At 70.1% G+C, this 13,719-nt stretch carries 8 protein-coding genes and 4 pseudogenes; 7 read left to right on the top strand and 5 right to left on the bottom strand.

Annotation, left to right across the window (positions count from 1 at the left end; translation table 11 throughout):
* Nucleotides 1-83 precede the first annotated feature (83 nt).
* Nucleotides 84-974 (top strand): helix-turn-helix transcriptional regulator, encoded by an 891-nt coding sequence (locus ABZ117_RS31125; RefSeq protein WP_356825578.1) that lies wholly within the window; start codon nucleotides 84-86, stop codon nucleotides 972-974.
* Here the strand turns inward: ABZ117_RS31125 and ABZ117_RS31120 are convergent.
* Nucleotides 934-1,119: pseudogene (locus ABZ117_RS31120) on the bottom strand (hypothetical protein); the annotation flags it as partial. The gene ABZ117_RS31125 and the pseudogene ABZ117_RS31120 overlap by 41 nt on opposite strands.
* Nucleotides 1,120-1,336: 217 nt before the next feature.
* On the bottom strand, nucleotides 1,337-1,948 hold the full coding sequence (locus tag ABZ117_RS31115) for an alpha/beta fold hydrolase (protein ID WP_356825626.1): 612 nt from the start codon (nucleotides 1,946-1,948) through the stop codon (nucleotides 1,337-1,339).
* Nucleotides 1,949-2,400: 452 nt separating this feature from the next.
* Between ABZ117_RS31115 and ABZ117_RS31110 the strand changes: the two genes are divergently transcribed.
* From ABZ117_RS31110 to ABZ117_RS31085, 6 genes and pseudogenes are all read left to right on the top strand, one after another.
* Entirely contained in the window at nucleotides 2,401-2,670 is a 270-nt protein-coding gene (locus ABZ117_RS31110; protein ID WP_356825576.1) for a chaplin, read from the top strand.
* Between the two features lie 280 nt (nucleotides 2,671-2,950).
* On the top strand, nucleotides 2,951-4,513 hold the full coding sequence (locus ABZ117_RS31105; RefSeq protein ID WP_356825574.1) for a molybdopterin-dependent oxidoreductase: 1,563 nt from the start codon (nucleotides 2,951-2,953) through the stop codon (nucleotides 4,511-4,513).
* A gap of 99 nt (nucleotides 4,514-4,612) precedes the next feature.
* Nucleotides 4,613-5,275 carry a fasciclin domain-containing protein gene (locus ABZ117_RS31100; RefSeq protein WP_356825572.1) on the top strand — a complete coding sequence of 221 codons (663 nt, stop codon included), beginning with the start codon at nucleotides 4,613-4,615 and terminating at the stop codon, nucleotides 5,273-5,275.
* A gap of 159 nt (nucleotides 5,276-5,434) precedes the next feature.
* Nucleotides 5,435-6,026: pseudogene (locus ABZ117_RS31095) on the top strand (FAD-binding protein); the annotation flags it as partial.
* Nucleotides 6,002-7,006, top strand: a pseudogene (locus tag ABZ117_RS31090) (cyclopropane-fatty-acyl-phospholipid synthase family protein); the annotation flags it as partial. The pseudogenes ABZ117_RS31095 and ABZ117_RS31090, both read left to right, overlap by 25 nt.
* Before the next feature lie 109 nt (nucleotides 7,007-7,115).
* Nucleotides 7,116-7,851, top strand: a pseudogene (locus tag ABZ117_RS31085) (DUF1295 domain-containing protein).
* A gap of 44 nt (nucleotides 7,852-7,895) precedes the next feature.
* On the opposite strand, the gene ABZ117_RS31080 reads toward ABZ117_RS31085, so the two are convergent.
* From ABZ117_RS31080 to ABZ117_RS31070, 3 genes are all read right to left on the bottom strand, one after another.
* Nucleotides 7,896-8,645, bottom strand: a complete 750-nt coding sequence (locus ABZ117_RS31080; protein WP_356825570.1) for an anti-sigma factor — start codon at nucleotides 8,643-8,645, stop codon at nucleotides 7,896-7,898.
* Nucleotides 8,642-9,226: a sigma-70 family RNA polymerase sigma factor gene (locus tag ABZ117_RS31075; RefSeq protein WP_356825568.1), complete on the bottom strand. Its 585-nt coding sequence runs from the start codon at nucleotides 9,224-9,226 to the stop codon at nucleotides 8,642-8,644. Before ABZ117_RS31075 ends, ABZ117_RS31080 begins: the two co-directional genes overlap by 4 nt.
* Nucleotides 9,227-10,363: 1,137 nt before the next feature.
* Nucleotides 10,364-12,997, bottom strand: a complete 2,634-nt coding sequence (locus ABZ117_RS31070; protein WP_356825566.1) for a hypothetical protein — start codon at nucleotides 12,995-12,997, stop codon at nucleotides 10,364-10,366.
* Nucleotides 12,998-13,719 lie beyond the last annotated feature (722 nt).

The raw sequence follows: 13,719 nt of genomic DNA, 5'->3' as shown, positions 1-13,719 counted from the left end.
CTCGGGGCGCGGAGCGAGGCACGGTCAAGGGGTGTACTGCCAGTACATCCCTGTCGCCGCGTGCGGGACGTACCGTCGAAGGAGTGGACAACCAAGCAGAGGTCCGCGAGTTCCTGACCTCGCGGCGAGCGAAGATCACCCCCGAGCAGGCGGGTCTGCCCTCCGGCACCCGGCGCCGGGTGCCCGGCCTGCGCAGGAGCGAGGTCGCCGCGCTGGCCGACATGAGCGTGGAGTACTACTCCAAACTGGAACGCGGCAACCTCGCCGGCGCCTCCCCGGCCGTCCTGGAAGCCCTCGCCCGCGCGCTCCAGCTGGACGACGCCGAGCGCGCCCACCTGCTGAACCTCGCCCACGCGGCGGACGGCTCCGACGCCCTCATCCGGCCCCGGCGGCGTACCCCCCAGTGGAAGCCCCACCGCAGCCTGCAATGGGTCCTGGACGCCGTCACCGCAGGCCCGGCCTTCGTCCGCAACGGCCGCATGGACCTGCTCGCCACGAACCAGCTCGCCCGCGCGTTCTACGACGACGTCTACGCCACGCCCCGTAACCAGGCCAACCTGGCCCGCTTCAACTTCCTGGACCCTGCTTCCCGCCGCTTCTACCCGGACTGGGACCAGGCTGCCGACGTCGCCGTGTCGATTCTGCGCACCGAAGCCGGCCGCAACCCCCACGACAAGGGCCTGCACGACCTCGTCGGCGAGCTGTCCACCCGCAGTGACGACTTCCGTACCCGTTGGGGCGCGCACAACGTCCGCCACCACGGCACCGGCACCAAACGCTTCCACCACCAGGCCGTCGGCGAACTCACCCTCGCCTACGAAGGGCTGGAGATGGCCGCCGAACCCGGCCTCACCCTCACCATCTACACCGCCGAACCCGGCTCACCCTCCGAAGAGGGGCTGCGCCTCCTCGCGTCCTGGGCCGCTACCCGAGATGCCGACGCCACCGCTTGCAGCTCTCCCACGGGCGGGTGATGTCCGCGGGCAGGATCCGGTACGGCGAGACGCGGATGTCGCGGCGGGCGACGACGCAGGCGTCCCAGCCGTGCGGCGTGGCCAGCAGCACTTCGCCGAGCAGCTCGTGCCACTGGGCGAGCTGGTCGCGGGCCCCGCCCTGGTCGGCGGATCTCGTGGTCACGAACGAACAAGAACAAAATCGCTTTCAGTCACTCAACTCGATACCCAGGCTCCCCGCGCCGACCTGGCGCGGGCCGCGGGCTGCGAGGTGTGCCGGGGACGGGGAACGGTCGGCACCGACGTCCGGCGGCACGAGCTGTGCCCGGTCTGCCGGACGGCTGGGCGCCCAGCCGGATCCCGCACGAATCCGCCCGGCCCCTTCACAGCACGAGGGGGACGGTGGCTGCGTAGCTGGCGGTGGTCAGGTCAGCAGGATGCTCCTGCGGGCGCAGGAGGTCGGTGACCACGGTGGTGACGGTGCGGTGCCAGAGGCTGGAGCGGCGGAGCATGGCGTGATCACCGTTGCGGATGAGCATGATGCCGGCGCGGGCCCCGGCCGCTCGGGCCCGCTTGATGTAGTCGGCGGAGTCGCGGGGGCTGGTCACCCGGTCGCGCTCGCCGTGCACTACGACAGCCTGTTTTCCGCTGAGCTGCATGGCGGGCTCGTACGGCGGCAGCCATGGTGCGAGTGCGAGAACGCCGTGTACCTGCGGGTGAGAAGCTGCCCGCAGGGCTGCCCTGCCTCCCATGGAGTGGCCGATGAGGATGGCCGGCACCTGTCCGGCGCTCTGCTGGAGTTCGTCCAGTGCGCGGTAGGTGTCGTTGAGAGGGTCCTCCTGGTTCCAGCCGCGGTGTCGGTAGCGCACATGTGCCAGAACGACTTCGTCGAGGTGCACGGCGGATGCCGCGGCGCGGAGCACCGGGCGCATTCTGAGTGCCGCCAGGTGCCAGGGCTGTGATGTCTGGTAGCTGTCCGCCCGTCCTCCGTGCAGGGTGATGATCGCGGCACGCGGCCGCTGCGGGCAGTGTCGCAGCCACAGCGCCGACGTTGCTGACCTCCCGCCATGATCTTGCACGATCGACACGATGCCTTCCTCCCTGGAGCCACTCCGCAGTGACATCTCGCGCAGGGAATCCGCAGCCGACGGCAGAAAGGCCTGGTGTCCTCTGAGTATCGGAACGGAAGTGTTCCGTGTGCCCGCTGTTCGGCCCCGCGCGTGCATTTTCCCTGGACGGCCGCGTTCCAGCGGCCAGGCGACCGGTATGGCGGGAGGAGACGGTGTGCCGGCGACGCTCGACGGCGGCACCGGTGTAGCGCGATCGGGTGGTCCGGGCCGTTCTGAGCAGTCCGCGCGCATGGTGGCAGCGGATCACCGGTGCCTGGACGCGGCACGCGGCCGGCCGGCGGCGACTGCCGCCGCAACGAGGAGGAAGGCACCTGAACATGACGTATCTGCGGTCTCGAGTGATGCGGAGTGCGGGTCTGGTGGCTGCTGCGGGCGCGGTGGTGTTCGCTGGAGCGGCGGTGGCGTCGGCCGACAGCGGCGCGCAGGCGGCTGCGGTCGGTTCGCCGGGCGTACTGTCCGGCAACGTGGTCCAGATTCCGATCAACATCCCGGTCAACGCCTGCGGCAACACCGTCGACGTGATCGGCTTGCTGAATCCGGCCTTCGGCAACGCCTGTGTCAACACCGGCCGGCATGCGGGAATGTGACGCGGCAGCCGTAGCGGGGACCGGGGATGCCTGGATTCCTGCGCAGGCACCCCGGGCAGGCCATACGCCCATATCCAGGTGCAGCAGTGACGGCGATGTCCGTCGGCCTCTGAATGGGTAATGCGTTGCGGAACGCGGGGTGGATTGGTCCGGGATCTTTTTTCGCCTGATCAGGTCTGGGACCAATCCGCCCGGTGTGCAGAACCGGATTCCCTGCGTGAGGGACGAAGAGAAGGATCAGCGAGTACGGCCGGGTCTGCCGCGTCTTGCGCTGGGTGCGTTGAGCGGGGGGCTGGCCGGCTTCGCCGCACTGGCGGTGGCCGAACTGGTCGCGGCGGGGTTGCGTCCGCAGTCCAGTCCGGTCATCGCGGTGGGCGGCGCGTCCATCGACGCAACCCCCCCTCCGGTCAAGGACTGGGCGATCCGCCACTTCGGCACCGACGACAAGCTCGTACTGCAACTCGGCATCCTCGCTGTGCTGGCTGTGCTGGCTCTGGCGTTGGGTGTGCTGGCGGTGCGGTTCAGGCGGGTCGGAGCCGCCGGGGTCCTTCTCTTCGGGGCCGTGGGGGCGGCGGCCGCCGTCAGCCGCCCCGACTCCATCAGCCTCACCGACGCACTGCCCTCTGTCGTGGGGACTGTTGCCGGGGCTCTGCTTCTGTACGTTCTGGTGGGCCGCCTGACCGTGGTGAGGCGGGCACCGGTGCCCGAGCCCGCGGCCGAGGAAGCGGGAGCCGGTGCGCACGCGGGCCAGGGATGGGACCGGCGGGGATTCGTCCTGGCGGCCGCATCTGCCGCAGCGGCCTCTGCCGCGGTAGGGGCGGTCGGCCGGTCACTGAACGCCTCCAGCGGCCAGGACGCGATCGCCTCGCGCAAGAACGTCGTGCTGCCCGATCCCGGGTCGTCGGCGCGACCGGTGCCCAAGAGGGCTGCGTTGCGCGTCCCCGGAATCAGCGCGTTCGTCACCCCGAACGACGACTTCTACCGGGTGGACACCGCGCTGGTGGTGCCCAAGGTGGACGCCACGACCTGGCGGCTGCGTATCCACGGCAAGGGCGTACGCCGTCCGGCCTCCTACTCCTTCGACGACCTGTTGCGCAGGGAGTTGATCGAGCGGGACATCACCCTGGCCTGTGTGTCCAATGAGGTCGGCGGCGCGTACGTGGGCAACGCCCGCTGGACCGGGGTGCGGCTGGCCGACCTGCTGGCCGACTGCGGTGTGAAGTCTCCCTCCCGGGGCGGCCCGGCGGACCAGTTGGTGTCCCGGTCGGTGGACGGTATGACGATCGGCAGCCCGGTCGAGGACGTCATGGATGGCCGGGACGCGATGCTCGCGCTCGGCATGAACGGTGAGCCGCTGCCTTTCGAGCACGGTTTCCCGGTGCGGATGGTGGTCCCGGGCCTGTACGGATTCGTCTCGGCCTGCAAGTGGATCGAGGACATCGAGCTGACCACCTTCGATTCCTACGACCCCTACTGGGTCAAGCGCGGATGGGCCCGCAGGGCCCCGATCAAGACCGAGTCGCGTATCGACACGCCCAAGCCGTTCGCCCGGCCGAAGGCCGGCACGATGATGGTCGCCGGTGTCGCCTGGGCCCAGCACCGGGGCATCGACAAGGTCGAGGTCCGCGTCGACGACGGCCCCTGGCAGGAAGCCCACCTGGCCGCCGAGGACACCCGCGACACCTGGCGCCAGTGGTCGGTTCCCTGGCAGGCCACCGAGGGAGGCCACACCCTCACCGTCCGCGCCACCGACCGGACCGGCGCGGTGCAGACCGACAAGCGGGCTCGCACGATCCCCGACGGCGCCAGCGGCTGGCACTCCGTCGTCGTCACCGTCGAGTGATCACCCGCCCCCACCACAAGGGCCCCGCCCTTCCGAACCACCCTTCCGAAATCCCAAAACGCAGCCGCTTCGTGCTGCACCTTCCAACAGGAGATCGTGATGAACACCCGCATCCGCCGTACCGCCGGCCTGCTCGCCGCTGCCGCCGTCCTGCCCGTGGCCCTGACCGCCTGCTCCAGCGGCAGCAGTGACACGGGCAAGTCCGACTCATCGAACAAGGCGTCTGCCCCGGCGACCAGGAGCAGCGACGACATGGGCGGCTCGAGCAGCAGCGCGAGCAGCATGGACCAGCCGTTCGGCCCGGCCTGTTCCTCCGTGCCGGAGAACGGTGCGGGCTCCTTCAACGGCATGGCCAAGGACCCGGTCGCCACCGCGGCTTCCAACAACCCGGCGCTCTCCACTCTGGTGACGGCGGTGAAGAAGGCCGGCCTGGTCGACACGCTCAACAACGCCCAGAACATCACCGTGTTCGCGCCGACCAACGACGCCTTCAAGAAAATCCCGAAGGCGACCCTGGACAAGGTCCTGAACGACAAGGCCCAGCTGACGAAGATCCTCACCTACCACGTCGTCGGCCAGAAGCTGACGCCCAAGGACCTTCAGAACGGCTCCTTCGACACGCTGGAGAAGTCGAAGGTGATGACCTCCGGCTCGGGCGAGTCCTACACGGTCAACGACTCCGCCAAGGTGGTCTGCGGCAACGTCAAGACCGCCAACGCCAACGTCTACATCATCGACACCGTCCTGATGCCGAAGAGCTGACGCCCGTGCGCGCCGAGGACGCACGCCCGGCCCCGTCGTCCTGACGAGAGCGACTCAGGCGGGGGATGCCTGATCAGAGGGCTGGTACGCAGAGCTCAATGCCTGCGGACCAGCCCTCTGACAGTGCCGTTTCGTCCATCCGGGGAGGGAGACGACACCATGGAACGACCCCCGACCCGACGCCGTACGGCCGTCATCGGCAGCGGGGCGGCGGGACTGACCGCCGCGCACATCCTGGCCCGCGCCCACCACGTCACGCTCCACGTGGTCACGCAGGAGTGGGAGAAGAGCATGTCCGTGTGGTGCGAGGGCTGCGGTCTGGAGTATGCCGGCGCCCGGGGCCTTCGCGGACTGCTCGCCCAGCCGCGCAACATCGTGCACGGTCGTTACTGCGCATGCTGGCCGAGGTACCGCGCTTCCACCGGGCCGCCCACCGCCTTCTCGAGACGGGCGCTGACGACACCCTGACGCTCGGTGCCTCCCTGGACCGGGCCGGGTTCTCGTCCTACTTCCGCGCCCACTTCATGACGCCGGTCGTATCCGCCGTGTGGTCCTGCGATGCGGCGACGGCCCTGATGTATCCGGCGGCCTACCTGTTCCGGTTCCTCGCCCACCACGGCATGCTCCCGGTCAGCGGATCACCGGTGTGGCGGCCGTGACGGGCGGCTCAGCAACGTACGTCGACCGGATCGCGGCCGGCCTGCACGAGGTGCGCGCCGGCACTCCCGTGCGGTCCGTGCTGCGTCACGCGGGGGCCTGCACGCGCCGCGGCTCTCGGCGGCCGGCTGGACGCGCGCGGTCGCCGAGGCCGTGTCGCTCGGCGCCGTCGGCCCGTGCCCGCCCACCCCCGCCACCCGGGCGAGACTGCGCGGCGGCCTGCACAGCAAGACCCGCGACCGCGCGGCCGTCAGCCACCACTACGACCTGTCCAACGACTTCCACCGCCTCCTTCTCGACGACACCATGGCCTACTCCTGCGGCTACTGGAGCGGCGAGGACCCCGCACCCACCCCTGCCGGCGCCCAGCGCGCCGAACTGGAGCTGGTCTGCCGCAAGCTCGGCCTCGTCCCCGGCGCGCGCCTCCTCGACATCGGTTGCGGCTGGGGCTCACTGAGCTTGTATGCGCACGAAGAGCACAAGGCGCAGGTCACTGCCGTCACCCTGGCCCGCGAGCAGGCGGCGTACGTGCGCGAGCAGGTACGCGAACGGCGCATGAAGCAGCGGGTCGAGGTCGTGTGCCGGGATTACCGGGACATCACCGGCGGTGCTTACGACGCCGTGGCCACCATCGAGATGGGCGAGCATGTCGGCGACGCCGAGTACCCGGCTTTCACCGCCGCCCGGTACCGGCTGGTCCGCCCGCACGGGCGCGTGCTGGTCCAGCAGATGTCCCGCGACACGCGCGCACCCGGCGGCGGCGCGTTCATCGAGGCGTACATCGCCCCGGACATGCACATGCGACCGATGGGCGAGACCGTCGGCCTGCTGGAGGCGGCCGGCCGCGAGGTCCGTTCGGTGGAGTCGCTGCGCGAGCACCACGCGCGCACCATCAATGCCTGGCACCGCACGCTGGAGGAACGGTGGGAGCGGTTCGTCCCGGTGGTCGGCGAGGAGACGGCCCGCGTATGGCGGCTGTACCTGGTCGGCGGGGCCCTGGCCTTCGAGGAGCGGCGCATGAGCGTCGACCAGTTTCTCGCCGTACGCCCGGGTGCCACGGGTGACAGCGGCTGACCGGAGCGGAGGCCGGCGACTGTTACCGGCACCTGGAGGAGCGGTGAACCCTTCGCCTGGGAGATGTCCGCCCCACCTCGGATGGGCGGCGGCGACATCGCTGGCCGTCATGCTCGGCACTTCGCCATCGCCCTGGACCTGGGCGTGCACCGTGTCGTCGACATCGCGTGAGGGGGGCCTTCGCCGCGGTGGCCGTGGTGACCTTCGGCCTCTCGGCGCCCCAGGGCGATCCGGGCAGACGGCTGCTGGTCACCGGTCTCACCGTGGTGTGGGGGCTGCGACTCGCGGTGCACATCGCCCGCCGCGGCGGCGGCAACGGCGAGGACCCGCGGTACGAGGCGATGCCGGCCCGCGCGGGGGGCAACCGCCACCTGTACGCCCTACGGATGATCTACCTGCTGCAGGGAGGCCTGGTGTGGCTGGTGTCCCTGCCGGTGCAGGCAGCCCGGTACACGCCCCGTCCGCTGTCCGCCCCGGGCTGGGCAGGCACGGCCGTCTGGGCTGTCGGACTGTTCTTCCAAGCCGTCGGCGACGCCCAGCCGGCCCGCTTCACGGCGCAGCCCGGCAACCGAGGCCGCATCATGGACCAGGGGCTGTGGCGGCTGACCCGGCACCCCAACCACTTCGGGGACTTCTGCGCCTGGTGGGGGCTGTTCCTCCTCGCCCGCGACGCCGGATGGCAGGCCGCGGCCGCGTCCGTCGCCTCCCCGCTGGTGATGAGCGTGCTGCTGATCAACGGGAGCGGGAAACTACTGGAACGGCACATGGCCGGCCGGCCCGGCTGGGACGCGTACGTGGCACGCACCAGCGCCTTCTTCCCTCGGCCACCGCGCCGACACCGATAGCCGCGTGGGGAGCCCGCCGACGGACGGGCTCCCCACGCGTACCCTCACGTCGGCACGCCGAGCAGGGCGATCGGTGTCGAGGTGGGCTGCCTCGACCCACCGGACGGCTCCACCGTGACACCGATGCCCGAGGCGCCGTCGACCGCACCTTGCATGAGCACGGTCTGGCTGCTGCGGTCGGGGTCCATCAGGCCGGCCGAGCGCATCTTCCCGCCGACGGCGAACCACAGTTGATACACCTTGCCCCTCGGTGGTGCGGCCATCCCGGACGCCACGAACACGGCCCGGTCCCGGTCGGCGGAGACCACCAGCGTGCCCGCGCCGCCCGCCACCCGCGCCGAAAGCGACTTGGCGTCGGACGCGGCCAGCACTTCCGCCACGCCCTCAGCCTGGCGCTCCGCACGCGCTGCCCGGTACTGAGCGTCCTGGGCGCGCTCGTACTGCCATACGGCGGTCCCCCCGAACGCGGCCGCGGCAGCCACACTGGCGGCCAGCGCCCACCGTGCCAGGCTCCGTCCGCGCCGCACGCCACGGCGTACTCGCTCCAGGGGCGCGGCGTCCGGCGACACCTGGCGCACGGTGGTGATGCGCTGCAGTACCTGCTCCCGCATGAGGGGGCGTGTGCGCACCGTGGAGGCGAGGGCCAGGCGTCCGGCAGTGGCAGTGAACCCTGCGACCTCCTGTTCACAGGCGTCGCACTCGGCCAGGTGACGCTCGAAGGCGGCACGCTCCTCGTCGTGCAGTGCATGCACCGCGTAGGCGCCTGTCAGGGCGTGCAGATCGGTCGTGGTCATGCGGTCACCCCCAGGCAGTCGCGGAGCCGAATCAATCCGTCACGCAGACGGGTCTTGACCGTGCCGAGCGGCAGCGCCAGCGCTTCGGCGACCTCCCGGTAGGTCAGGCCGCGGTAGTACGCGAGAGTGACCGACTGCCGCTGCAGTTCGGTCAGGGTGCGCAGACAGCGCCGCACCTGCTCCTGTTCCAGCCGGCTCTCGACCTGCTCGGTCACCTCGTCGTATGCCGGCTGATGGTCGAGCAGAGCGGCCTTGCTGTCACGGGCCGCCGCTGCCTCCACCGACCGGACGCGGTCCACCGCCCGCCGGTGAGCAAGGGTGAGGATCCAGTTGATGGCCGTGCCACGCTCGGGCCGATAGCGCGGGGCCGTGCGCCACACCTCCACCAGCACTTCCTGCGCCACCTCCTCCGACTGCGCATGGTCGCGCAGGACCGCCCGAGCGACCCCGAGGACGGAGCCGGCAACGGCGTCATAGACCGCGGCGAAAGCCTCCTGATCACCCAGCGCAACCTCGTGGACCAGCTGCTGCAGATCAGGTCTGGCAGTTGGATTACTGCCGATATATACAGGTTCTTTCACAAGGCTCTCCGATGGGCGCGGCGGGGAGGAACACCCCTGTGTAATCCGGGGCCACGCGAGCTATGGATTGGTTGCATGTAAATGGCCCAGCAGCATACGAGGTATCCGGGAACGTACGCCGCCGGAGTCACCCGCGACCTGAAGGCCCACGAATGCCCTCTGCCGGAGCCGGAAGGCTGCCGGCCGGCCGTCGCGTGGCGCCTGCCGAGAGCGTGGCGGCTCTGGTACCGCGGATGCAAGCACCGCCGCCCGTCGCGCTCGAGCCGCCGCCCGCGAGGGCGCACAGTTCACCACCGCACTGCGCACCGCGCCGAACCGCTGATCCAGTCCCACTCCGAGGCCCTGGGGGGACTGTGAGCTAGTGGACCAACTGCCTGCTCTGATAGGCGTCGTGGTCGGTTCGCTCGGCTCCTATGCCGCGCAGAGCCTGACTGAGCGCCGGGGGTGGAAGCGGCAGCGGGAGGAGAGGTGGGACGAGAAGCGTTTCGAGACATACGGCGCTACGCCAACGCCCTCAAGGCCAAGCTTCGCCTCGCCCAACGCATCGGCGCCGCCCTCGGATTCGCGGACGTGGCCGATCCGTTGCCTCCGGCCGACGGTCTGCCTCTGCTCGCCGACGCGGAGTCCCGCCGTGCAACGGAGTGGGAGTCCGTCCTGCTCGTCGGGGACGCAGCTACAATCGCGGCGGCCCGGCGCTGGCACGAGACGATCTGGACCATAGAGCTGCTCATACGGGAGGGGCCGGTTGACGCGGAGAAGTGGACCAAGGTCCATCGGCTGGCAAGTGCGGCGCGTGATGCCTCCTACCAGCGCGCGCGGCGTGACCTCGGAATAAACGGAGCTCCGCCGCTGTCGGGCAGTGGCCCCGGCAACGGCGGTCTGAAGTGTCCGGGTGAGTGCTTCAGGGGTCGTCCCCGGCTTGCGGACGAACTCGGCGTCCCTCTGGAGGGACGCAAGTTGCGGGTGCGAGAGCACAAGATCATGGGCGAGAACGGTCTTCGCAGGGTCCGTCTGTACGATGCCCGGGCGTCTTGCCTCACGTACCTCGCCGACAACGGGGTGCCGGATCACCTCCTCGCCATGTGGGCCCCCGCCTGCGTGAAGGCTTGCTCAGCACCCACTGGCGTCCAGGGTGCGTCAGTCGGTCGGTGATCCCGTGGTCCTGCGAGGGCACGGGAAGGTGTCCGGCGCCGTGCCCCAGGTCGTGCGGTTCTGCCGGTCGGGCAGGATGCCGCAGCTGAGGAGTGTGGACGGGGTGCCGCGCGGCTGGGTGATCTCTCGGATGTAGACGGCCTTGTCGGGCGGGTACTTGTTCTTGGCGTCCAGTTGCAGCACGCCCGAAGCACCGGGGTACTGGGACACGCCGTGGGCGGTGAGCCACAGGTAGATGTCGTTGGGCTGGACGTCCTGGGAAGCCGGGAGAAGATTCTCGATGACCTTGGACACGATGCCGACGGTGTCGAAGCCGCCGGCGGCGTCGGCGTCGGCGCTCAGGCGCCCGAAGACGGCTGCGAAGTCCTGGGCGAACTGGGCGTAGGGATCCCGCGAGTCCGGCGTCGGGGCATTGGTGGTCTCGTAGAAGAGTGTCATGTACGGGTAGGTCCGTGCCGTGCGGGCGGGGTGGAGCTGGAAGTCAATGGGGGCGCTCTCGGCGATCAGGGGAATGGTGGTGCCTTCCGGTGGTTGGCACTGACCGCCGGCGCTCTGCATGGCGTTGAGGAGGCTGGGCAGCACGCCCGACCGCCCGAGGTAGACGACAATGCCGTGCGTCGCGGAGACCTTGTTGCACACGTCGGTGGCGATGCTGTCCGGTGTGGTGGCTCCGGGCTTCTCGCTGTAGGTCACCTCGTCGACGCCGCCGTGTCGCCGGTAGGCGCGCAGGAAGACGTTTCTGAGGTCCGTGCTGAAAGAGGTGTCGGTCGGGTCGTAGACGACGACGGCGTGGGGTGTGCCGCTGGTGAGGTGGCGGATCTCGGGGGAGTGGCGGACGAAGTCGGCGAAGATGGGACCCAGGCGCGTGTCGGGTGCCGAGATCTGGAAGTACCGCTGCGGGGAGTCGGGGCCGACCATGGTGCTTCCGGATACGCCGTTGGCGATGACCGGGATGCCGGCCTGGTCGAGTTCCTGGACTGCTCTCAGCGACTGGGGACGACTCTGCGTGATGCCGATGACCGCCGCGACGTGATCTCCGCGCTGCCGACTGATGATCATGCGCGCGACGTCCGGGTCCTTCGATGCTGCGTCGTTGCGGGTGCCGTACTGGAAGTACTGACCGGTGTTGGCGATGAGCAGGCGGATGGGCATCTTGTTCTGGCGGACGCCGGCGTTCAGCTTGTGCTGCTGGGCGATCGCGCCGCGCAGGATCTGCAGGCCGAGCGGAGGGTCGTCGTACACACCCTTCTGCAGACTCAAGGGTGCGAGAAAGACCAGGGTGCGGTATCGCCCGTCGGGAATCCGGGCGTTCTCCTTGGCCACCTGACGTTCCAGGTCACGCAGTTCCTTCCCGGCATCTCCGGGGACGGCCAGATCACACTGCTCGCCGTCGGTGACACCGACTCGCTCTCCAGTGCCTACCGTGACGCACGAGGGCGATGCTGGACGCGCGGCCCATGGCCAGAGGGACACGGGGGTCAGGTAGAAGGCGGCGGTCACGACGGCCAGGGCAGGCAGGACCGAGGGACGCACCCAGTCCAGGGCGTGGTCCTTACGTGCCGTGACGCCCGTGCTGGTCTCGATCCTGTTTCTTGCCGTGCCCTCGGCGTCGTCCTGGGCCGGCAGCGTGACGAGGCGTACGGGCTCGGGGCTGTCCTCGCTGAGGATCGCGAGAACCTTGTCGGCGATGCCGTTCGGTCGGTCGAGGTCGACGCCCAGCGGGACGGCGTAGTCCGGCGGTGGGCCCGCGCAGCCGGCCAGGACGAGCAGCGGCCGGGACGGGTGGTCGGCGGCCAGTTCCGCGAACGCGCCGAGAAACGACCGGCCGGCCCCGTCCGCTTCTTCGATCTCGGGGATGAGGACGACGAAGGACCACCGCCGCCGGGCCCACAGGTGGCTCAGCCGGGTCCTGCCCCGCGTCGCCGCGCGGAGGTCGCTCAGCAGTGCGCGTAGCAGGATGTGCCGCACGAGCGGGTCCTCGGCGTCCAGCTCGCCGTCCCGGCAGAAGGCGAGAGCGGCGTCCAGGAAGTTGGCGCTGCGGCAGTCGTTCGCCACCCACCTCAGGCCCCGGTGCCGCAGGAAGAACCGGTAGGCCAGCTTGGGAACTCCCACGACCACGGGGGCGACGAGCCATTGGAGCCAGCCGGTGACGATGTGTTGTCCCAGGAAGTCCGCCACGTACGCGGCGGCGCGGAGCGTCCAGTGTCGCTTGAGGAGTTCCGCGTACAGGCTGTCGACGATGGGCTGCTGCTGGGACCGGAGGTCTCCCGTGCCGCGCTCCGACTTCAGCACGGCCCGGCAGGTATGGAAGGCAGGCAGCCGCAGGCGCCCTGAAAGCATGGTGAGCTGGAATCGCAGCACTACTCGGTCGACCGCCGCGAGGAAGCCGCCGGTCAGTTCTGCGTCGTCGACGACCGCGTGAGGAACCTGGCCATGTCCTCCTGCCAGTCGGTGCTCGTACTCCCGGATGACGTAGGCGGGCCATCGGGGATCACCGCCGTCCTGCCTGTTGAGCACGAGAGCGGGCACTCTCTCGGCGCCGGACCTCATGGCGGCGAAGGCGTCGAGCTGGCGTATCAGGCGGTCCGACCACCGGGGGTAGGCCGGTGTCGAGTCCATGGGGGCAGGAGAGTCGGGCACGGTGCCTCCCCAGGAAGAAGTAGGGGGTCAACATGCCACGAGCGCATGGCCCGCAAGCACCTCGTGTCCGTCAGTGACCTTTACTGCCCGATTCAGATCATTCCGACGCCGGAGGGTGGCAGATCCGTGATGCCGGGGTTCCGCGCCTTGACGGCATTACGTCACTCCTCTCGCCACTGTGCAGGTGGCCGGGACGGGCGGGCACGACGCGGACGCGGCCCTGCGCATGGCACTCGACCGCTAGCGTTCGCCGGATCGGAAGGCCGAAGACGTCGCACCCATGGTCTACGCCCGGAGGCCGGGCAGGTAGCTGCTCCGTGGGTGCAGGAGGGGCAGGATCCGGTCACGCGGCGGGCCGACTGAGTGTGAGCTTGGCCTCCGCCGCATGCCCGGGTCGTAGGCGTACCGTGACAGCCCGGTGATAGGGCGGGGCCGCACCGGAGAGCACGCCGGCCGGGCCTCTGCCCGGAGCCACGAGACGAAGGGTTACCAGAGCGCCTCGGTTGGGCTTCCCCGCGCGCTCGACTGCGCCGGCGCACGCGACGCGCTCGGCTCGTTCCGCTGGTGGTCCCGCACACTCGGAGGGGTGCTGGATTCCTGATCGCGTCTTTCACCGAGCATCCGTGAGGCGACGCGGAACTGCAGGCGAACCGGGCTGGGCCCTGCGGCGCGGTGGGTCTATACGGCGTGGCCGGCTGGTG

It is taken from the genome of Streptomyces sp. NPDC006309 (assembly GCF_040613095.1).
Lineage (GTDB): Bacteria > Actinomycetota > Actinomycetes > Streptomycetales > Streptomycetaceae > Streptomyces.
The sequence above is the reverse complement of the archived record's forward strand: the minus strand, read 5'-3'. Positions and strand labels throughout refer to the sequence as shown.

Excerpts from the sequence above, each read along its gene's own strand:
- ABZ117_RS31070 (WP_356825566.1), bottom strand. The coding sequence starts at position 12,997 with ATGGACTCGACACCGGCCTACCCCCGGTGGTCGGACCGCCTGATACGC.
- ABZ117_RS31100 (WP_356825572.1), top strand. The coding sequence starts at position 4,613 with ATGAACACCCGCATCCGCCGTACCGCCGGCCTGCTCGCCGCTGCCGCC.
- ABZ117_RS31110 (WP_356825576.1), top strand. The coding sequence starts at position 2,401 with ATGACGTATCTGCGGTCTCGAGTGATGCGGAGTGCGGGTCTGGTGGCT.
- ABZ117_RS31080 (WP_356825570.1), bottom strand. The coding sequence starts at position 8,645 with ATGACCACGACCGATCTGCACGCCCTGACAGGCGCCTACGCGGTGCAT.